Below are 18,690 nucleotides of genomic sequence, written 5' to 3'. Positions count from 1 at the left end.
CGGAGGGCGCTCGGGCGTCACGGCTGCGATCACTTCTCGATCAGGAATTCCTCGATCTTCCTGCCCTTCTTGATCTGGCCCGCGAGCCACAGCGGCTGCTTGCCACGGCCGGTCCAGGTCTCGGCCTTGTTGGCAGGGTTGCGATACTTCGGCGGCACCTTGCCGAGCTTGCGACCCTTGGTCGCACTGGTGCGTGCAGCGGGCGCCGACGCGGCGCTGCGCGGCGCGCCACCACCGAACAGCTCGGCGATGCTGTAACCCTCGGCGGCTGCCAGGTCGGTGAGCTTCTTGCGCACGGCCGCGATCGGCTTGCGCTTCTTCAGCGTGGTCTTGCGCTGCTTGGCTTGGGTAATCAGCGCATCGAGCTGCTGGGGGGAAAATGCATTGAGGTCAAACGCCATGTGAGTCGGCTCCGGCTGATTATTGGGATACCAGTCCCTGGCATGGACTGCATCTTAATCCCGTTTATCCGGCCGCGACAAATGCCGTTCGTCACCGCGCAGGGCAGCTGCCCGGCTGGCTGCGCGGCGAGGAGTTTATCCCCGGCAAAACCGGGGTGGGGAAAAGCGCAGGAAACCTCAGCTGCGCAGGCGCGTGAGCAGGGCCTGGCGTTCGAGGTTTTCCGATTCCGCCGCCGTGCGCGCGCGGTATTCGAACGTGCCGGCTTCCAGGCCGCGCGCCGAAACCACCACCCGGTGCGGAATGCCGATCAGTTCGATGTCGGCGAACATCGCGCCCGGCCGCAGGCCGCGATCGTCGAGCACGGCGTCGATGCCAGCGGCGCGCAGTTCGCGATACAGCGCCTCGGCAGCCTCGGCCACGTGCGCCTCGTGCTTGGGATTGATGATGCACACCGCCACCTGCCACGGGGCCATGGCCGCCGGCCACAGGATCCCGTTGCTGTCGTGGTTCTGTTCGATCGCCGCGGCGACGATGCGCGAAACGCCGATGCCGTAGCAGCCCATGAAAGGCACGGTGGCCTTGCCGTTGGCGTCGAGCACCTTGAAGCCCATCGCCTCGGCATATTTGCGGCCGAGCTGGAAGATGTGCCCGACCTCGATGCCGCGGACCAGCCTGAGTTCCCCGCCGTCCGCGGCGCGCTCGCCGGCCACGACATCGCGGATGTCGGCAACCACATCGGGTTCGGGCAGGTCGCGGCCCCAGTTGACGCCCGCGAGGTGGAAGCCGGTGGCGTTGGCGCCGACGACGAAATCCGCCATCGCCGCAACCTCGCGGTCAGCGACGACGCGGATGGCTCTCGCCGCGCCGATCGGGCCGAGGAAGCCCGGCGTACTGCCGAGGTACTCGGCGATCTCGGCTTCGGTGGCCATGCGGTAATCGGCCAGACCCTCGACCTTTGCCAGCTTGACCGGGTTGACCGCGTGGTCGCCGCGCACCAGCGCCAGCACGAACGTCTCGCCGGCAAACAGCGCCACCGACTTGGCCGTGCGCGCCAGCGGGATGTCGAGCAGCGCGGCGACGTCCTCGCAGGTCTTCTGCGTCGGCGTTTCGACCCGGCGCAGGGTCTCGGTGGGCTCCGCGCGCGGGGCGGGCGCGGCGGCGTGCGCGGTTTCCACATTGGCGGCGTAGTCGGAACCGGTCGAGAACACCAGCGCGTCCTCGCCGGACTCCGCGAGCACGTGGAACTCCTGCGAGGCATCACCGCCGATCGCGCCGGAGTCGGCCTGCACCGCGCGGAAATCCAGGCCGAGCCTGCTGAAGATGCGCGTGTAGGCGGCATGCATCTTCTGGTACGACGCCGCCATGCCGGCTTCGTCGATATCGAAGGAGTAGGCGTCCTTCATCAGGAACTCGCGGGCACGCATCACGCCGAAGCGCGGGCGGATCTCGTCGCGGAACTTGGTCTGGACCTGGTAGAAATTCACAGGCAGCTGCTTGTAGCTGGCCAGCTCGGCGCGGGCGAAGTCGGTGATGACTTCCTCGTGGGTCGGGCCGACGCAATACCAGCTTTCCTTGCGGTCCTGCAGTTTCAGCAGCTGGCCGCCGAACTTTTCCCAGCGTCCGGTCTCTTCCCACAGCTCACGCGGCTGCACCGAGGGCATCAGCAGTTCGATCGCGCCGGCGGCATCCATCTCCTCGCGCACGATCCCTTCCACCTTGCGCAGCACGCGCAGCCCGAGCGGCGACCAGGTATAGAGACCGGCGCCGAGCTTGCGCAGCATGCCCGCCTTGAGCATCAGCTTGTGGCTGATGACTTCCGCGTCGGCGGGTGTTTCCTTTTCGGTGCGAAGGTGGAACTGCGACAGGCGCATCGGCGGCATCTGGCTGGGAACGGGACCGCCATTGTGCCACGCAGCACGCGCGGGCCTGCCGCGCGGGCGCGCCTCAGCGGCAGTACGCGCGTACCCCGGCTTCCGACAGGGCGAGCTGGTCCGCGCGCTCGTTGGCGTCGAGTTCGCGCGGCTTGCCATCGGCGCCGATCTGCTGCACCGCCCCCCCGCTCTTGAGCGCCGCCACATTGCCGCGTGCGAGCTCGCACTGTGTGCTGTCGCCCGACGCGGCGCTACCAGCGGTGGCAGGCGCAGCGCCATTTGCGGGCGATGTCGGAGCCGCGGTGGTGGCAGACGCGCCGGCGGCGACTCTGCGGACTTCGAAGCGGGTACCGGCAGGTGGCGGTGTCTGCGAGTAGTGGGTCACGCCCCGCGCGTCCTTCCAGCTGTAGACCTCGTTGGCGACCGCCGGGAGGGAGGCGAGCAACGCGAGTGCAATCACGATGATGCGGCGCATGACGGGTTCCGGGGGGCGCGAATGTGGCGCGATTGCAGCACCCCGGCGCGGACCGCGCAACCGGCGCAGGCGCTACACTGCCCCGCATGAGCCAGACCGACCCGACTCCGCGCCGCGGCCGCGGCATTTATCTGTTGCCGAACCTCTTCACCACCGGCGGGTTGTTCGCGGGTTTCTTCGCGATCATCGCGGCGTCGCAGGGACGATTCAGCGCCGCGTGCATCGCGATCTTCGTCGCCGCGGTCCTCGACGGCATCGATGGCCGCGTCGCGAGGCTCACCAATACCCAGAGCGAGTTCGGCGTGCAGTACGACTCGCTCGCCGATCTGATCAGTTTCGGCCTTGCCCCGGCCCTGGTGATGTATCACTGGTCGCTGATGGGCATGCGCCTGGACGGGCCGACCCTCGGCAAGGTCGGCTGGCTTGCCGCATTCCTGTATGCCGCCTGCGCGGCATTGCGTCTGGCGCGCTTCAACAGCCAGGTGGCGACCGTGGACAAGCGCTACTTCGTCGGGCTGGCGAGTCCGGCGGCGGCGGGACTGATGGCGAGTTTCGTGTGGACCTGTCACGAGCTCGGCTTCGCCGGCGACGCATTGCGCTATGGCGCGCTCGCGGTGACGGTGATCTGCGGCCTGCTGATGGTCAGCCGGATCCGCTACACCAGCTTCAAGGGCAGCGGCACCGGGCCGAAGGCCGATCGCGTGCCCTTCGTCGCGCTGGTCATCGCGCTGGTGATCCTGGTGGCGATGTGGGTCGACCCGCCCAAGACCCTGCTGGTGGCCGCGGTGCTCTACGCACTGTCGGGGCCGACGCTGTGGCTGATGCGCCGGCGCGGAGGCGCGGAGACCGTCTCGTGACCTGGGACGCGCTGCAATCGGCAGCGCTCGATGCGCTGGGGCATGTCCGCTACCGGGTGGAGGTCGCGGCGTCGGTATGGCCCAACGATCCGCTGGTGGATGCGCTGCTGCGCGCCGCCGGTCTCGACCGCGATTCCCAAAGTGCGCAGGCGCTGTTGAGCAGTCTTGGTCCGCTGGATGGCCTGCGCTCGGCCTCGGCCAAGCGTGCGCTGTGGCCCCGTCTGCGTCGGTTCCGCCGTCATGGCGGCTGAGCCCGGAGTCGACGGCGGGACGGAGGCCGGGTGGGCCTTGCGGCCGATGCGCGCGACCGACCTCGATGCGGTCATGGCGATCGAGGTGCGCGCCTACCCCTTTCCCTGGACACGGGGCATCTTCGACGACTGCCTGCGCGCGGCGTATCCGGCCTGGCTGCTGAATGTCGACGGCCACATCGCCGGCTACGGCGTGCTGAGCATCGCTGCCGGTGAGGCCCATGTGCTCAACGTCTGCGTCGACCCCGAGCTGCAGGGTCGCGGTCACGGCCGTCGGCTGTTCCGCGCGCTGGTCGACATTGCCCGCAAGCTCGGCGCGCAGCGTGTCTTCCTCGAAGTGCGGCCCTCCAATCCCGCCGCCGTCGCGCTCTATCACGCAGAGGGCTTCAACGAGATCGGCCGCCGTCCGCGCTATTACCCCACCCACAACGGTCGCGAGGACGCGATCGTGATGGCGCGCGAATTGTTCGACGACGCCTGACACGCCATCCGTCCCCCGTACCGCGCGCGCCTGCGCCCCGACCGGAGCATCGCCATGGGCGACCAGACCCGAATCCCAGACGAAACCCGAATTGCGCTCCTGATCGATGCCGACAACGCCCCGGCCGCGAAGATCGACGTGATCCTGGCCGAAGTCGCCCGCCACGGCGTCGCCAACGTACGCCGCGCCTACGGCAACTGGAAGAGCCCGCACCTGGGCAGCTGGGAAAAGGTGCTGCACGAATACGCGATCCGGCCGATCCAGCAGTTCGCCTACAGCACCGGCAAGAACGCATCCGACATGGCGATGGTCATCGACGCGATGGACCTGATGTATGCGCGCAACCTCGACGGATTCGCGATCGTCTCCAGCGATGCCGACTTCACTCCGCTGGTGATGCGGCTGCGCAGCGATGGCTACGCGGTCTACGGGTTCGGCCAGGAGAAAACCCCGACCCCCTTCGTCAAGGCGTGTTCGACGTTCCTGTACCTCGAGAAGCTGCGGGCGGCCGACGACGTCGACGACGGTGCCACGGTGAGGCCCCGCACCGGCGCGCAGCTGCAGGCCGACCGGGAGCTGGTACAGCTGCTGCGCAATGCGGTATCGGCCGGCGCCGACGATGGCGGCTGGTCGCATCTGGGCGAGGTGGGGAGCCACGTGCGCAACCAGGGCTCGTTCGATGCCCGCAACTACGGCTACCGCAACCTCAGTGCGCTGATCGATGCGATGGGCCTGTTCGAGGTGCGGCGCAACGGCCAGGCGGTGGAGATCCGCGAGAAACCCAAGGCGGCCCCCGCCAAGACCGCGTCGCGGCAGCGCGGGCGCCGGACGAGGCCGGCGGCGGCCGACTGACGGCAGGCGCCGTCGCCCGGTTCAGTACAGATCGACCGGGTCCACATCCAGCGACCAGCGCGCACGCCGGGCTTCGGGCAGGGCATGGATCTCCGGCAGCGCGGTATCGAGGATGCCGTGCAGGCGCGGACGCTGGTCGGTGGCGATCAGCAATTGCGCGCGATAGCTGCCGGCCCGCCGCGGCATCGGCGCGACCACCGGGCCGTCGAGCAGCAGGGTCGGCATACCGGCTGCATCGCGCGTCGCATACGTTGCGAGCACCCGCCGCGCGGCCTGGAGGAATGCCATCGGGGGGTCGGCCTGCTGCGACTCGGCGCGCAGCAGGGCCAGCGGCGCGAACGGCGGAAAGCCTGCCGCTTCGCGCTGCGCCAGCTCTCCGGCGGCAAAGGCGTGGTAGCCACCGTTGATCAGCGTCAGCAGCAGCGGATGCTCGGGATGGTGGGTCTGCAGCAGCACCAGGCCGGGCTTGTCGGCGCGCCCGGCGCGCCCGGCCACCTGGATCAGCAGTTGCGCGAGTTTCTCGCCGGCGCGGAAATCCGCCGAAAACAGGCCCTCGTCGATGCCTACGACGCAGACCAGGGTCAGATTGGGCAGGTCATGGCCCTTGGCCAGCATCTGCGTGCCGATCAGCACGCCCGGCCGGTTGCCGAGTGAGCCGAGCAGGTCTTCGAGCGCATCGCGCCGCCGTGTGCTGCCGCGGTCGATGCGCAGCACCGGTACATCCGGCAGGCGCGCGGCGAGCAGTTCCTCGATGCGTTCGGTCCCCACGCCCTGCGGCTGCAGGCCGAGGCTCGCGCAGTCCGGACAGGCCGGCGGCGCGCTCGCGCGATGGCCGCAGTGGTGGCACTGCAGGCGGCGGCCTCCCGCGTGCACGGTCATCGGATGGGGCCGATCGGGCGTGCTGCAGCGTGGGCAGTGCGCGCTCCAGCCGCAGTCGTGGCACAGCAGCACGGGCGCATAGCCGCGCCGGTTCTTGAACACCAGCACCTGGCCGCCGGCGGCGAGCGCCGACGTGATCGCGGCCAGCAGTTCGGGCGAGAGGCCGGCCTCGAGCGGGCGCTTGCGCACGTCGAGCACGCGTACCACCGGTGGCTTGGCAACGCCCGCGCGATGACGCAGGCGCAGGTGCGCGTAGCGGCCCGAAACCGCGTTCTGCAGCGATTCCAGCGACGGCGTCGCGCTGCCCAGCAATACCGGAACGTCGAGCGCCTTGCCGCGCACCAGCGCGAAATCGCGCGCGTGGTAGCGGATGCCATCCTGCTGCTTGTAGCTGCCGTCATGTTCCTCGTCGACGACGACGAGGCCGGCGTCGGGAAGCGGCACGAACACCGCCGAGCGGGTGCCGACCACGACACGCGCCTCGCCGCGGGCCGCGGCCGCCCAGACCCGCGCCCGTTCGCCGTCGCCGAGTCCCGAATGCAGCGCATGCACCGGGACGCCGAGCCGCGCGCGGAAGCGGGCAAGGGTCTGCGGGGTCAGGCCGATCTCGGGCACCAGCACCAGCGCCTGCCGCCCGCGCGCGAGGCAGTCGGCGATCGCAGCCAGATAGACCTCGGTCTTGCCACTTCCGGTGACGCCGTCGAGCAGCAGCGCGGCGAAGCCGGTGCACGCGGCGACGGCTTCGACCGCCTGGCGCTGCTCGTCATGCAGCGGCGGGCCCGCCTGCGGCGCCGGCGCCAGCTGTGAGGCCGGAATCGCGAACCGCTCCGCGAGCCCGCGCGCGGCGAGGGTCCGCGCTGGTGCACGCCAGCCCTCCATCGCCAGCTCAAGGGCTTCCTCGTCGCGCGGTCCGGCAGCCAGCAACGCCGCCAGCCGCTGCGGCCGCCCACCGGCCTTGAGCCCCGCGGCCGAGGTCGCGCCAGCTTCGGTCAGCCGCCAGGCCCAGGCATGGGTATCGGGCATGGCTTCTCCCCGGCGCAGCGACGCGGGCAGGGCGGTGGCAAGCACCTCACCGAGCGGGGCGTGGGTATAGCGCGCCAGCCAGCGCAACGAGGCAGCCAGCTCGCCGGCGAGAAGCGGGGCATCGTCCAGCCACTCGAGGGCCTCGCGAAGAGGCTGCGCCGGGTCATCGGGCGCGCCGATCTCCGCGACCACGCCCACCAGCTCCCGCGGCCCGAACGGCACCCGGATGCGGCGGCCCGCATCGCCGGGCACGGCCGGCGAACCCGGGGGCGGGTGGTAGTCGAACAGGCGCGGCAGCGGTACCGGCAGCGCGACGCGCAGGACAGAAGGCGAGGGAGCGGGCACGGTCACCGGCAAAGTCTATCGGCTTGCTCGCCGACTGCCCCGTCAGTTGCGTCACCAAGCTGTGAGGATCGGCACGAAGGTTGCGCAAGTGCCCGAAAGAAAAGGGATTGGGGCTTATCCACACGATCTGTGGATAAGTCTGTGCATGAAGCTCATGGAAAGGGATGTTATGCGGTGTTCAGTGGCCCGGTCGTTGCATTGGACAAAAAAGTGCCAAGCCTTGAATTTCTATTGATATCAAATGGTTGGCCGTGAAACATCGGTTTCATGGCGATCCGGGTTTCGTTAATCTTCAGCCCAATGACAGATTTGTGAACCCTGTGAACAACCAGTCCCTTCTAGCTCCATCTGTGGAACGTTTGGGGCTCGGCTTGTCAAGGTGTGGGAGCGGGCAGCGGATCGTTATGATGCGTCGTCGTAAACGCGGGCCAAGATGACCACGCCTTCGCAATCCTCTCCCCAGGGCATGTCCTCCGCCGTCGCCGCATTCCTGCGCGGGATCGAGCGGCGGGCCGCTGCATTCGCCCAGTGGCAGAGCGGAGACATTGACACCGGCGACGCCGCACTGGCTGTGGCGATGACCGACTTCGCCGGGATGGCGACCCAGACGCCGTTCCCGGACTGGCCGCGCCGCTTCTGGGCACAACTGCTGGCATCGCCCGCCCTGCGCGCGCCCGGCGTGCTCGCCGAGGAGGGCGATGGCCTGCCGGCGCTGGCCGGCCTGTCGGGCGGGCCGCGGGTCACCGTGCTGCTGCGGCTGGTTGCGGGGCTACCCGAGCACGAAGCTGCCGCGGTACTCGGCGTGACCCGGGCGACCTATCGCCTGGGGCTGCAACGGGCCCTGCCGCACCGCGAGGACGGCAGCCCGGACCCGGAGGCCTGGAGGCGGATTGCCGAGGCTGCCCAGACTGCGATCCGTCAGCTGCCGCCCGATCGACTTGCGCGACTGGCCGGGCTGCGCGAAGCCGCGCTCCGCGGACAGGTGCCGCCGCTCCGCCGGTTCCCGTTGCAGGCCCAGGCGCAAGCACAGGCCCCTGTCAGCGAGGCGCCGACGCACCGGACACCGGCGCGCTGGATGTGGCCGGCCCTGATCCTGGTTCTGGTGGCGACCGCCGCTGCGCTGGCGATGACCTGGCGCGACGCCTGGTCCGGGAACGGCGGGGTGGACGACGACACGCCGATCCGGATCGAGGCCCTGCCGGCGCAATCGCCCGCCGCCACCTACGACGACGCGGACGCGCTGCTGATCGAGCCGGACTTCGACCTGCTGGCCGAACCCGATACCGCGGTCTGGCGCTACGACCCGGCGTTCTATGCCTGGCTGTCGACTCGCCTGGAGAGTCCGATCGACGACACCCGGGATGCCCATCTCGACAGCGTGCAGGAATCCCCCGAGGCTGGATTGGAGACCGCCGATGCCGGGCTCTGAGCGCAGGATCCGCTGCGTGGCGGCGGTTCTCGGCCTGCTGCTGGCGATGCCGCCAGCGTGGGCTGCGCTGCCGCCGGCCCTGCAGACCGCCGGGCTCCCCGCCGCCGAGCGCGAGCAGCTCGAAGCGCGCGCCGCGCGGCTTGCCCGGATGACGCCCGACGAGCGCGCCAGACTTTCCGCTCGCGTCGCCGCCTGGCAGGCGCTGCCGGCGGCCGAGCGCCAGCGCCGCCGCATTGCCCATGAGGCAGCCGCGACACTGCCGCATGCCGAGCGCGTGCGTCTGCAGCAGGCCGCGACCCACTTCGCGGCGCTGCCCGAGGCTGAGCAGCGCACCCTGCGACTGGAATTCGAACAGCTCGACCAGGGGCTGCGTCGCGGCTGGTTGCTGGGGCCGGTCCTGGGCCTGGACTGGCCGGGCCTGCATCCGCTGTTCTCGGCGATTCCCGAGGCCGAGCGCATGCCGGCATTGCTGGCCCTGCGCGCGACCTCGCCGCAGGCACGCGCGGACCTGGCGGCCCTGGCCCAGCGCACACCGCCGCACGAGCGCGCAGCCTTGCGCAGTGCATGGCTGGCGGTACCGGTCGAGTCGCGAGACGCCTGGCTGCGTGCCCGGGTGGCGGGGACGCCATGATCGAGTTCCCTGGCACGCCGGGGACCGTCGGCAGCTGACGCCCGGCGTTCCGCGAGTCGTCACGGCTCGGCGGATTGCACCGTGCAGCGGAGCGGCCGCTGCCGCAGAAGCCGTCTACGGGCCAAAGCTGTGCCGGGCTGCGTGCCCTCGCTGCTTCCAGCGAGAGGTGTGCGTTTGCCGGAAGCCGGATCCGCCGGCCGAGGTCGAGCGGATCGGGGCCGCGCTACAACGCATAGAGGGCATATCCGGCCATCGGGATCGCCACACTGAGAAACAGCGCGAAGTACAGCAGGCCCAGGACCGCGAACTTGAGCAGTGTCCGCGGCCACGACTGGCCGTACACACGCTTCTGCATCAGCAGCAGATAGACCGGCATCGCCCACAGCAGGGCGGTCTGTACGACGTGGACGGTGCTGGCGGCCCAGGGCGCACGCGCCGCCAGCCAGGGCGCCGCGAGGGCGCCGCAGAACACCAGCAGCAGGCCCAGCATCAGCGCAGCGTGGCTGTAGAGGCCGACCACCACATGCTCCAGATAGAGCCTGCGCTGGAACAGGTAGAGCAGCTTGAGCAGCACCGCGAACAGCGGCACCAGGATGAACAGTGCGGTCGGCGCAACACCGAGGACCGCGCGCACAAAGAGTTGCGGCTCATCGCCCAGGCGCACGACGTTGCGCTCGATGCGCTCGCCGATCGGGCCGCCGATGGTCGGCGGGGCGGGTGCTCCAGTGCGGATGCCGGGGGCGTCCGACGCAGGCCCCGCCGCTGCTGCCCGGCCCTCGGCGGGCGTCTCCGCATTGCCCTCGGCCGCGGCCGCGCCTTCGGCCCCGAGTTCCGCGATCCGGCTTTCCGCATGGGCGCGCACCTCCGCCTCGGCGACGTCGAGCTGCGGCGACGCGCCAGGCCCGGCGCCCGCGGTGCGGCGCGTGTCGGCGATGCCGGCGAGCGCCTCGCCGCGCAGGCGCCGTACTTCGTGGGCGCTCCGCGCATGGTCCAACTCGACCGCAACCCGGTCGGTTCGCAGCTGACCGGGCCCGACATCCTGCATCGCGTCCTGGATCACGAACTTCGCGACGAAGAACGTCAGCAGCGTCAGGATCACCAACAGCCGCATCGGCGCGACGTAACGCACACGCTGGCCGTCGAGATAGCGGTTTGCGATGCGGCCAGGCACGAACAGGTCGCGCACCGTCCGGAATATCCGGCCGTCGAGATGCCAGAACGACTCGAACACTTCCTCCACCGCGTGGCCGACATGCCGCACAGGGCTGTGCGTGGGTTGGCCGCAGGCATGGCAGTAATGGCCCTGGAGCAGGGTGCCGCAGTTTTCGCAGCTGCGCGGCAACTCGTCGGCAGGCAGGGAGGATCGAGACATACGCGGACGGAATTCCTGACAGAGGCGCGGCCCGCCGGCCGCGGACCCGGGAACAAGGGATGAAGTGGGAGGCCGCGGGCCACGCCCCGTGTGCGGCCTGCCGCTAGAATGCACGCTCTTCGCGCCCCGGTGCCAGCGCACGCATCCGTCGTCCGCGCGGCCGAAGTCGCCCGAGCCCCCTGCATGTCTTCCGCTGTCACGCTGCCGCCCCTGGGTCACGAGGTGCGGCGTACCGCCGTTCTGGCCGCTCCGCTGGTCGCAGGTCACGTCGCCACCGGCCTGATCGGCTTCGTCGATTCCGTCATTGCCGGCCACCACGGCACCGCCACGCTGGCCGCCGTGGCGGTGGGCACGGCGATCTTCTGGCTGCCGCTGATGGTGCCGATGGGCACGCTGATGGCGGTGCCGCCCGCGGTCTCCCAGCTCGACGGCCAGGGCCGCCATGCCGAAGTGGGACCGCTGTTCCGCCAGGCGCTGTGGCTGGCGGCCGGCCTGGGCATCGCGCTGTTCGGTCTGCTGACCCTGCTGGCGGCGGCGCTCGGTCCGTTCGGGATAGCGGCGGACATCGTGCCCGGCGCCACCGCCTTCCTGCATGGCATCCGCTGGGGCGTGCCGGCGCTGACGCTGTACTTCTGCATGCGCTACCTCAGCGACGGCCTGCACTGGACGCTGCCGACGATGATGTTTGGCTTCGGGGGCCTCGTCGTGCTGGTGCCGATGGGTTACGCGCTGGCGTTCGGCTGGGGGCCGTTTCCCGAAGGCGGCGCGGGGGGCTTGGGCCTGGCCTCGGCCATCATGATGTGGATGCAGTCGGCCGCATTCGCGGTGTACCTGGCGTTCTCGAAGCGGTTTGCGCGCTATGCGCTGTTCACCCGGTTCGACCCGCCGCGCTGGCCGGAGATCCGCTCGCTGTTGCGCACCGGCCTGCCGATCGGGGTCACCGTGACGATGGAGGGCAGCCTGTTCGTCGTGACCGCCTTGCTGATCGGGCGGCTCGGCGAAATCGAGGCGGCCGCGCACCAGATCGCGATCAACGTGGCCGCACTCTGCTTCATGGTGCCGTTCGGACTGGCCGAGGCCACCACCGTGCGCGTGGGGAATGCGATCGGGCGTGGCCTGGGTAGCGCCGGGGTCCGCCGCGCCGGCTTCGCGGGTCTGGTCCTGGTGCTGGGGACCCAGACCCTCTCCGGCATCGCCCTGCTGCTCGGCCACGAGCACGTGGTGCGCATCTACACGGACGATGCTGCGGTGGCCGCGCTCGCCGGCGCACTGCTGCTCTATGCCGCGGCCTTCCAGTTTCCCGACGGCATCCAGGCCCTGTCGGCCGGCGCGCTGCGCGGGCTCAAGGACACCCGCGTGCCGATGTTCCTCGCCGCCGCCGCGTACTGGGGCGTGGGCATGAGTCTCGGCGTCACGCTCGGCCTGGGGCTGGGCTGGGGACCGAAGGGCATGTGGGTGGGCCTGATCGCTGGACTCACCGTCGCCGCGGTGCTGCTCGGGGGGCGTTTCCTGCGCAGCAGCCACCGCGTGCCCGCCGTGTACACGGTCCAGCCGTCACGATGACGACCTGCGCATGCGCCGTACCGCCGGCCCGGGTAGTCTGCCGGTCCGGACGGGTCATTGACCGCTGCTGTCCGCAGTTGCAGCCCGCCTTTCTTCCGATGGAGTCGTTCTACCCATGAGTACTGTGCAGCCCCCGCGCGCGCCGCTGACGCGCTTCATCGTCGGCATCTGGGACGGGATGAACTTCATCCGCCGGCTGACCCTCAACCTGCTGTTCTTCGGGCTGCTGCTGCTCGTCGGATTGCTGGTGCTGATCGCAATCGTCGGCGGCGGCGGGCGCCAGGCGCCGCTGCTCGAACGCACCACGCTGGTCGTCGCCCCGGAAGGACTGCTGGTCGAGCAGTACCGCACCGATCCCTTCATGCGCGCGCTGGCGCAGAGCAGCGGCAGCGGCGTCGGCGAGGTGCAGCTGCGCGACGTGCTGCGCGCGCTGGAAGCGGCGAAGACCAACGACCACATCGAGCGGGTGCTGCTGCGCACCGACCGCATGACGTTCTCCGGCTATGCCTCGATGCGCGAAGTCGCCGACGCGATTGCCGAGGTGCGCGCGGCCGGCAAGCAGGTGGTCGCGTTCGGTGAATACTTCGGCCAGCAGCAGTACCTGCTCGCCGCGCAGGCCGACGAGGTCTATCTCGATCCCGAAGGCGGGATGATGCTCGAGGGCATCAGCGGCTATCGCCAGTACTACCACGAGGCGCTGGCCGACAAGCTCGGCGTGGATGTGCACCTGTTCAAGGTGGGCGAATACAAGTCGGCGGCCGAACCCTACATCCTCGACGGGGCTTCGCCTGAAGCGAAGGAGGCCGACCTCTACTGGATGAACGATATCTGGCAGCGGTTCGTGGCCGACATCGGCCGGGTGCGCGGCATCGCGCCCGAGGTGCTCAATGCGGGCATCGACACCCTGCCGCAGGGCATCGTCGCGGCGCAGGGCGATCTGGCCCGCTACGCGTTGTCGCAGCGGCTCGTGGACGGCCTGAAGACGCGCGAGGAAGTGGAGCAGCTGCTGGTCGAGCGCGGCGTGGCCGATGACGACGCCGATGGTGGCTTCCGCCAGGTGTCGATGGACGATTTTCTCGCCCAGGTGGCGCCGGTCACCGGTGTCGACCGGCGCGCCCAGGTGGCGGTGGTCGTCGCCGAAGGCAACATCACCGGCGGCGACCAGCCTCCGGGCGCGATCGGTGGCGAGTCCACCTCCGCGCTGCTGCGCGAGGCGCGCGAGGACAAGCACGTGAGGTCGGTGGTGCTGCGGGTGGATTCGGGCGGTGGCGAAGTGTTCGCCTCCGAGCAGATCCGCCGCGAGGTCGTTGCACTCAAGGCCGCCGGCAAGCCCGTGGTGGTGTCGATGGGTGATGTCGCCGCATCGGGTGGTTACTGGATCAGCATGGACGCCGATCGCATCTACGCCGATGCGTCGACGATCACCGGCTCGATCGGCATCTTCGCGGTGGTTCCGACTTTCCCGCGGACCCTGGCCAAGATCGGCGTGCACACCGACGGCGTCGGCACCACGCCCATCGCCGGAGCGTTCGACCTCACCCGTCCCCTGCAGCCCGGAGCCGGACAGGCGATCCAGGCGATCATCGATCGCGGCTACGGCAACTTCATCGACAAGGTGGCGGACGCGCGCGGCCGCAGCGCGGAAGAGATCGATCTGGTGGCGCGGGGGCGCGTGTGGAGTGGCGACCAGGCACTCGCGCGCGGGCTGGTCGACGAACTCGGCGGCCTGCGCGTGGCGATCGCCAAGGCCGCCGAACTCGGTGGTCTGGAGAGTGACGGTTGGCGCGTGCGCTACATCGAAAAATCCGCGACCCCGTTCGGCCGCTTCCTGACGGGCTTCGTGAGTGGCCGCCTGGGCGGCGTCCTGGTCGGCCACAGCGACATCGCCCGTGGACTGCTGGCGCGGGTGGTGCCGCGCGCCGAACAGGATTTGCAGCTGCTCGAGAGCGTGATCTCGCCGCAGCCCGGCCGCCCGGTCAAGGCGGTCGCGTACTGCTTCTGCGAGTTCTGAGCCACCGGACCGCAGAACGCAAACGGCCCGCCATTGGCGGGCCGTTTCGTTGGTGCCGGGAGCCTGCGCGCCGCGCGTCGCTCAGCGGCGCACGTCGAGCCGGCCGCTGTCGACGAGCGCTTCGACATCTGCCGCCCCGACCAGGTTGAAGTCGCCAGGCACGCTGTGCTTCAGCCGCGCCGCCGCCAGGCCGAATGCCAGCGTCCGTGCATCGTCCATTCCCGACAGCACGCCGTGCAGCAGCCCGGCGGCGAAGGCGTCGCCACCGCCGATACGGTCGACGATGCCGTCGACGGGCAGGGGGTCGATGCGCTGCACCTCGCCGCCGCGACGCACCATCAGCGCACCCAGTGAATGCCGGTCGACGCTGTGCACGGTGCGCTGCGTGCATGCGATGCGCTGCAGATGCGGAAACGCAGCGAATGCACGTGCGGATGCCTGCAGGGTGCGCTCGGCGCTGGCGTATTCGCCTGCTTCCCCGTCCTCCGTGCCGAGCACGAGATCGATGTCACGGTGATCGATGAACGCGATGTCGGCCTCGGCCAGCAGGCTTCGCAGCAGCGGTGCGGGTGCGTCGTTCCAGGCCGCCCACAGCTTGGGGCGGAAATTGCCGTCGAACGAGACGGTCGTGCCCTGCGCGCGCGCGGCCCGCACCGCGGCCAGCGCCGCTTCGGCCGCGCGGGGGCCGACCGCTGGCGTGACGCCTGAAACGTGGAGGCACTCGGCACCGTCCAGGATCTCCGGCCAGCGGTAGCTGGCTGCGGGAGCCTGGGCAAACGCGGACTCGGCGCGATCGTAGACCACGTCGCTGGGCCGCAGGCCTGCACCGGCCGCGAAGAAGTAAAGGCCCATGCGCCCGGCTGCGCGCGCGATGCGCGACACGTCGACGCCATGCCGGCGCAACTCGCCGATCGCGCCGTCGCCCAGCGCATTCGACGCAACCGTTCCGGCCATGGCCACCTCGTGGCCGAACCGGGCGAGCGACACCGCGACATTCGCTTCGGCCCCGCCGACATGCACGTCCAAATGCCGCGACTGCAGCAGAAATTCGCGCCCTGGCGCGCCGAGGCGAAGCAGGAGCTCGCCGAAACAGAGGATACGTTTGCCCATTGCGATGCCTTGGGGAAGTGGAAGCCCGGGCCGGCGCCAGGCAGCGATGCGGCGGCGCAACATGCGTTGCAGAATCCGCTCTGCTAGCGTTTGGCCCGCGGTGTCATCGGACACCGTCCAACACCATAACAAGCGCGCCGAGGCAGTCAAGACGCGCCAAGATCGCTTTGCACCCTGGGAGGGGAGAGCATGACGCTGTTGCTCCGTACAAAAAAGACACCGGTTACCTTGCTGGCCATGAGCATCGCGATCGCGCTGCAGGCCGTCGCCATGCCGGTCCTCGCGCAATCGACTGCCGCGAGCGAGGGATCAGAAGACGCGGCGCCGGCCGCCGATGCCACGCAGCTGGAGACGGTGAGCGTGGTCGGCTACCGCGCCAGTGTCGAGCGCGCGCTCGACATCAAGCGTGGCGAGGCCGGCGTGGTCGACGCGATCGTGGCCGAGGACATCGGCAAGTTCCCCGACCTCAATCTTGCCGAGTCGCTGCAGCGCATCCCGGGCGTGGTGATCACGCGCGACGCCGGCGAGGGCCGCGCGATTTCGGTCCGCGGCCTTGGCCCGGATTTCACCCGCGTGCGCATCAACGGCATGGAAGCGCTGACCACCGTCGGCGCATCGGACCAGAGCGGCGGGTCCAATCGCGGCCGTGGCTTCGACTTCAATGTCTTCGCCTCCGACCTGTTCTCGCAGCTCATCGTGCGCAAGACCGCTTCGGCGGAAGTCGAGGAAGGTTCGCTTGGTGCGACCGTCGATCTGCGCACGGCGCGTCCATTCGACTATGACGGCCTGACCGTGGTCGCCAGTGGCCAGGCGAGCTACAGCGATATGGCCGGGAAAGCCGATCCGCGCGTCGCCGGCCTGCTCTCCAACACCTGGGCCGATGGGCGCTTCGGTGCGCTGGTCTCGGTCGCATACACCGAGCGCCAGACGCTCGAGGAAGGCTCGGGAAGCGGCCGCTGGGCCAACGGACCGAGCAACGGCGGCTTCAATGCGGCGTCTCCGTATACGCCTGCGCTGTCGGCGGACACTTTCCATCCGCGCTTTCCGCGCTACACCCTGATGGAACACGACCAGAAGCGCACCGGCGTCACCGCCTCGCTGCAGTTCAGGCCCACCGACCGGATGGAGTTCTCGCTCGACGGTCTCTATTCGAAGATCGACGCGATCCGCGACGAGAAGTACATCGAGGCGATCTCGTTCAGCCGCAGCGGCACCGGCAAGCCGCAGACGATCGTGCGCGATGGTGCGATCGACAGTCATGGCGCGCTGGTCTACGGCCTGTTCGACGATGTCGACATCCGCTCCGAAAGCCGCCACGACGAGTGGAATACGGTATTCAAGCAGCTCACGCTGGACGGCAAGTTCGAGCTGACCGAGGACTTCACGATCTCGGGCAAGGTCGGGACGTCGTCTTCGGAGCACGAGAATCCGATCCAGACGACGATCATCATGGACAAGGCGAACGTCGACGGTTTCAGCTACGACTACCGTGGCGACTACTACCGGCCGGTCCTCAACTACGGCATCGATCCGACCGACCCGACCGGCTGGACGCTGGCGGAAATCCGCATCCGTCCGCAGTACGTCGAGAACGAGTTCGACACCGCGCAGCTCGATTTCAACTGGTACATCAGCCCGGGCTTCCGCCTCAAGGGCGGCGTGCAGGCCAAGGACTACACGTTCTCGACCCGCGAACTGCGCCGTTCGACCGAAGCCCTGACCGGCGTGCCGACCTTCGCGAACGGCGGCTACATCGTGCCGACCGACCTGACCGCGCCAGCCAGCCTCAGCGGCATCAATGGCTCTCCGGGTACCTGGGTCATCCCCAGCTACGACCGGATCGCCGACTACTACGACATCTACAGCGGTACCGGCCCCTTCGCGCTCAGCGAACGTGCGCTCAACAGCCGTAGCGTCGAGGAAGAAGATCGCGGCGTCTACCTGCAAGGCGAGTTCTCGACCGATCTCGGCGCGATTCCGTTCTCCGGCAACTTCGGCGTGCGCTACGTGCAGACCAAGCAGACGTCGACCGGTACGGCGACGGCCAGCGGCAGCCCGGTGGTCTCCACCGTGACGCGCGAGTACAGCGACACACTGCCGTCGATGAACCTGGTCGCGGAAGTGTCTCCGGATTTCCTGGTCCGCCTCGGTGCGGCGAAGGTCATGTCGCGTCCGGGTCTCGGCTTCCTGACGCCCGGTGTCACGGTCAATGTCAGCGGCGGCGCACGCACCGTCAGCGGCGGCAACCCGGCGCTGGATCCGATCCGTGCCAACACCGTGGACCTGGGCTTCGAGTGGTATTTCGACGAAGGCGCGATGCTGGGGCTGGGGCTGTTCTGGAAGGACATCGAGACCTTCGTGCAGACCACGCGCGAGGTCCGCAGCTATGCATCGAGCGGCCTCCCGGCGAGCCTGCTCGAAGGCACCGGCGCCACGGTCAATGACGACTTCGTGTTCAGTGTGCCGCTCAACACGCCGGGCGGTGAGCTCAAGGGCTTCGAAGCCAACTACACGCAGCCCTTCACGTTCTTGTCGGGCATCTGGAGCAACTTCGGCGCGCAGCTCAACTACACCTACGTGGACTCGCAGATCCAATACGTGCTCCCTTCGGGCGCAAGCTCGCTGGAAACCGATCTGGTCGGCCTCTCCAAGCACGCGTGGAACGCGACGCTGTACTACGAAGGCACCGCGTTCTCGGGTCGTATCTCCGCGACCAACCGCGACGACTATCTGCTGCAGGTGCCCGGCACCGAGCAGGGCTTCAACGAGGACGTGCACGGCCAGGACGGGACCACCACGATCGACGCTTCGCTGCGCTACCGCATCAGCGACCAGATCGAGCTCAGCCTGGAAGGCATCAACCTGACCAACGAGCCCTCGGCGTCGTGGGTCGGTGCCAACTCGCGACTGCCGCTGGACTACAGCGAAACCGGTCGCCAGTACCTGCTGGGCCTGCGCTACAAGTTCTGATTGCAGAGCGCCTTGGGTCCGGAACGGGACGGCAGCTGCCGTCCCGTTTTTTTTTGCGCCGGTCGACAATGAAAACGACACCCCCGGGAGCCCAGACCCGTGCGATACGCGGTGCGGATGCACGACTGCGTACAGCGCCGGCGCGTGTAGAGGGCTGCCCTGAGGACG

At 69.3% G+C, this 18,690-nt stretch carries 15 protein-coding genes; 9 read left to right on the top strand and 6 right to left on the bottom strand.

Annotated elements, in window-relative coordinates; all coding sequences use genetic code 11:
- Positions 1–29 precede the first annotated feature (29 nt).
- From CNR27_RS14650 to CNR27_RS14640, 3 genes are all read right to left on the bottom strand, one after another.
- Entirely contained in the window at positions 30–401 is a 372-nt protein-coding gene (locus CNR27_RS14650) for an H-NS histone family protein (RefSeq protein WP_096299949.1), read from the bottom strand.
- Positions 402–578: 177 nt separating this feature from the next.
- Positions 579–2,273: a proline--tRNA ligase gene (locus CNR27_RS14645; RefSeq protein WP_096300718.1), complete on the bottom strand. Its 1,695-nt coding sequence runs from the start codon at positions 2,271–2,273 to the stop codon at positions 579–581.
- Between the two features lie 73 nt (positions 2,274–2,346).
- On the bottom strand, positions 2,347–2,748 hold the full coding sequence (locus tag CNR27_RS14640) for a DUF4124 domain-containing protein (protein WP_096299947.1): 402 nt from the start codon (positions 2,746–2,748) through the stop codon (positions 2,347–2,349).
- 86 nt (positions 2,749–2,834) lie between these two features.
- Here CNR27_RS14640 and pssA point away from each other — a divergent pair, with 86 nt between their 5' ends.
- The 4 genes from pssA to CNR27_RS14620 are packed head-to-tail and all read left to right on the top strand — an operon-like array spanning position 2,835 to position 5,189.
- On the top strand, positions 2,835–3,605 hold the full coding sequence (gene pssA, locus CNR27_RS14635) for a CDP-diacylglycerol--serine O-phosphatidyltransferase (RefSeq protein ID WP_096299945.1): 771 nt from the start codon (positions 2,835–2,837) through the stop codon (positions 3,603–3,605).
- Entirely contained in the window at positions 3,602–3,856 is a 255-nt protein-coding gene (locus CNR27_RS14630) for a hypothetical protein (protein ID WP_096299943.1), read from the top strand. The genes pssA and CNR27_RS14630 overlap by 4 nt, the downstream gene beginning before the upstream one ends.
- Positions 3,846–4,337, top strand: coding sequence for a ribosomal protein S18-alanine N-acetyltransferase (gene rimI / locus CNR27_RS14625; protein WP_096299941.1), 492 nt, complete (start codon positions 3,846–3,848; stop codon positions 4,335–4,337). The genes CNR27_RS14630 and rimI overlap by 11 nt, the downstream gene beginning before the upstream one ends.
- Positions 4,338–4,391: 54 nt before the next feature.
- Positions 4,392–5,189, top strand: a complete 798-nt coding sequence (locus CNR27_RS14620) for an NYN domain-containing protein (protein ID WP_096299939.1) — start codon at positions 4,392–4,394, stop codon at positions 5,187–5,189.
- A gap of 21 nt (positions 5,190–5,210) precedes the next feature.
- On the opposite strand, the gene CNR27_RS14615 is transcribed toward CNR27_RS14620, so the two are convergent.
- Complete coding sequence (locus CNR27_RS14615; protein WP_425435461.1) at positions 5,211–7,448, bottom strand: primosomal protein N'; 2,238 nt, start codon at positions 7,446–7,448, stop codon at positions 5,211–5,213.
- A gap of 454 nt (positions 7,449–7,902) precedes the next feature.
- On the opposite strand from CNR27_RS14615, the gene CNR27_RS15385 reads away from it, so the two are divergent.
- Both CNR27_RS15385 and CNR27_RS14610 read left to right on the top strand, forming a co-directional pair.
- Positions 7,903–8,865 (top strand): hypothetical protein, encoded by a 963-nt coding sequence (locus tag CNR27_RS15385; protein ID WP_123831243.1) that lies wholly within the window; start codon positions 7,903–7,905, stop codon positions 8,863–8,865.
- 16 nt (positions 8,866–8,881) lie between these two features.
- Positions 8,882–9,496, top strand: coding sequence for a DUF3106 domain-containing protein (locus CNR27_RS14610; protein ID WP_157745523.1), 615 nt, complete (start codon positions 8,882–8,884; stop codon positions 9,494–9,496).
- Between the two features lie 223 nt (positions 9,497–9,719).
- On the opposite strand, the gene CNR27_RS14605 is transcribed toward CNR27_RS14610, so the two are convergent.
- Positions 9,720–10,868, bottom strand: a complete 1,149-nt coding sequence (locus tag CNR27_RS14605; RefSeq protein ID WP_096299935.1) for a DUF3667 domain-containing protein — start codon at positions 10,866–10,868, stop codon at positions 9,720–9,722.
- A gap of 183 nt (positions 10,869–11,051) precedes the next feature.
- Between CNR27_RS14605 and CNR27_RS14600 the strand changes: the two genes are divergently transcribed.
- Both CNR27_RS14600 and sppA read left to right on the top strand, forming a co-directional pair.
- Entirely contained in the window at positions 11,052–12,431 is a 1,380-nt protein-coding gene (locus CNR27_RS14600) for an MATE family efflux transporter (protein WP_096299933.1), read from the top strand.
- Positions 12,432–12,546: 115 nt separating this feature from the next.
- Positions 12,547–14,442 carry a signal peptide peptidase SppA gene (sppA, locus tag CNR27_RS14595; protein ID WP_096299931.1) on the top strand — a complete coding sequence of 632 codons (1,896 nt, stop codon included), beginning with the start codon at positions 12,547–12,549 and terminating at the stop codon, positions 14,440–14,442.
- Between the two features lie 81 nt (positions 14,443–14,523).
- Here sppA and CNR27_RS14590 read toward each other — a convergent pair whose 3' ends face one another.
- Positions 14,524–15,552 (bottom strand): sugar kinase, encoded by a 1,029-nt coding sequence (locus CNR27_RS14590; protein WP_096299929.1) that lies wholly within the window; start codon positions 15,550–15,552, stop codon positions 14,524–14,526.
- A 189-nt stretch (positions 15,553–15,741) separates the two neighbouring features.
- On the opposite strand from CNR27_RS14590, the gene CNR27_RS14585 reads away from it, so the two are divergent.
- On the top strand, positions 15,742–18,522 hold the full coding sequence (locus CNR27_RS14585; protein ID WP_179948196.1) for a TonB-dependent receptor: 2,781 nt from the start codon (positions 15,742–15,744) through the stop codon (positions 18,520–18,522).
- The last annotated feature ends 168 nt before the right edge of the window (positions 18,523–18,690 follow it).

Origin of the sequence: Luteimonas chenhongjianii, assembly GCF_002327105.1 — a bacterium.
Taxonomy (GTDB): domain Bacteria; phylum Pseudomonadota; class Gammaproteobacteria; order Xanthomonadales; family Xanthomonadaceae; genus Luteimonas; species Luteimonas chenhongjianii.
This window is presented reverse-complemented; position numbering and strand designations above follow the sequence as displayed.

What these genes read in the sequence shown, in the direction of transcription:
- CNR27_RS14650 (WP_096299949.1), bottom strand. Translation starts at nt 401, where the DNA reads ATGGCGTTTGACCTCAATGCATTTTCCCCCCAGCAGCTCGATGCGCTG.
- CNR27_RS14645 (WP_096300718.1), bottom strand. Translation starts at nt 2,273, where the DNA reads ATGCGCCTGTCGCAGTTCCACCTTCGCACCGAAAAGGAAACACCCGCC.
- CNR27_RS14640 (WP_096299947.1), bottom strand. Translation starts at nt 2,748, where the DNA reads ATGCGCCGCATCATCGTGATTGCACTCGCGTTGCTCGCCTCCCTCCCG.
- pssA (WP_096299945.1), top strand. Translation starts at nt 2,835, where the DNA reads ATGAGCCAGACCGACCCGACTCCGCGCCGCGGCCGCGGCATTTATCTG.
- rimI (WP_096299941.1), top strand. Translation starts at nt 3,846, where the DNA reads ATGGCGGCTGAGCCCGGAGTCGACGGCGGGACGGAGGCCGGGTGGGCC.
- CNR27_RS14620 (WP_096299939.1), top strand. Translation starts at nt 4,392, where the DNA reads ATGGGCGACCAGACCCGAATCCCAGACGAAACCCGAATTGCGCTCCTG.
- CNR27_RS15385 (WP_123831243.1), top strand. Translation starts at nt 7,903, where the DNA reads ATGTCCTCCGCCGTCGCCGCATTCCTGCGCGGGATCGAGCGGCGGGCC.
- CNR27_RS14605 (WP_096299935.1), bottom strand. Translation starts at nt 10,868, where the DNA reads ATGTCTCGATCCTCCCTGCCTGCCGACGAGTTGCCGCGCAGCTGCGAA.
- CNR27_RS14600 (WP_096299933.1), top strand. Translation starts at nt 11,052, where the DNA reads ATGTCTTCCGCTGTCACGCTGCCGCCCCTGGGTCACGAGGTGCGGCGT.
- sppA (WP_096299931.1), top strand. Translation starts at nt 12,547, where the DNA reads ATGAGTACTGTGCAGCCCCCGCGCGCGCCGCTGACGCGCTTCATCGTC.
- CNR27_RS14590 (WP_096299929.1), bottom strand. Translation starts at nt 15,552, where the DNA reads ATGGGCAAACGTATCCTCTGTTTCGGCGAGCTCCTGCTTCGCCTCGGC.
- CNR27_RS14585 (WP_179948196.1), top strand. Translation starts at nt 15,742, where the DNA reads ATGACGCTGTTGCTCCGTACAAAAAAGACACCGGTTACCTTGCTGGCC.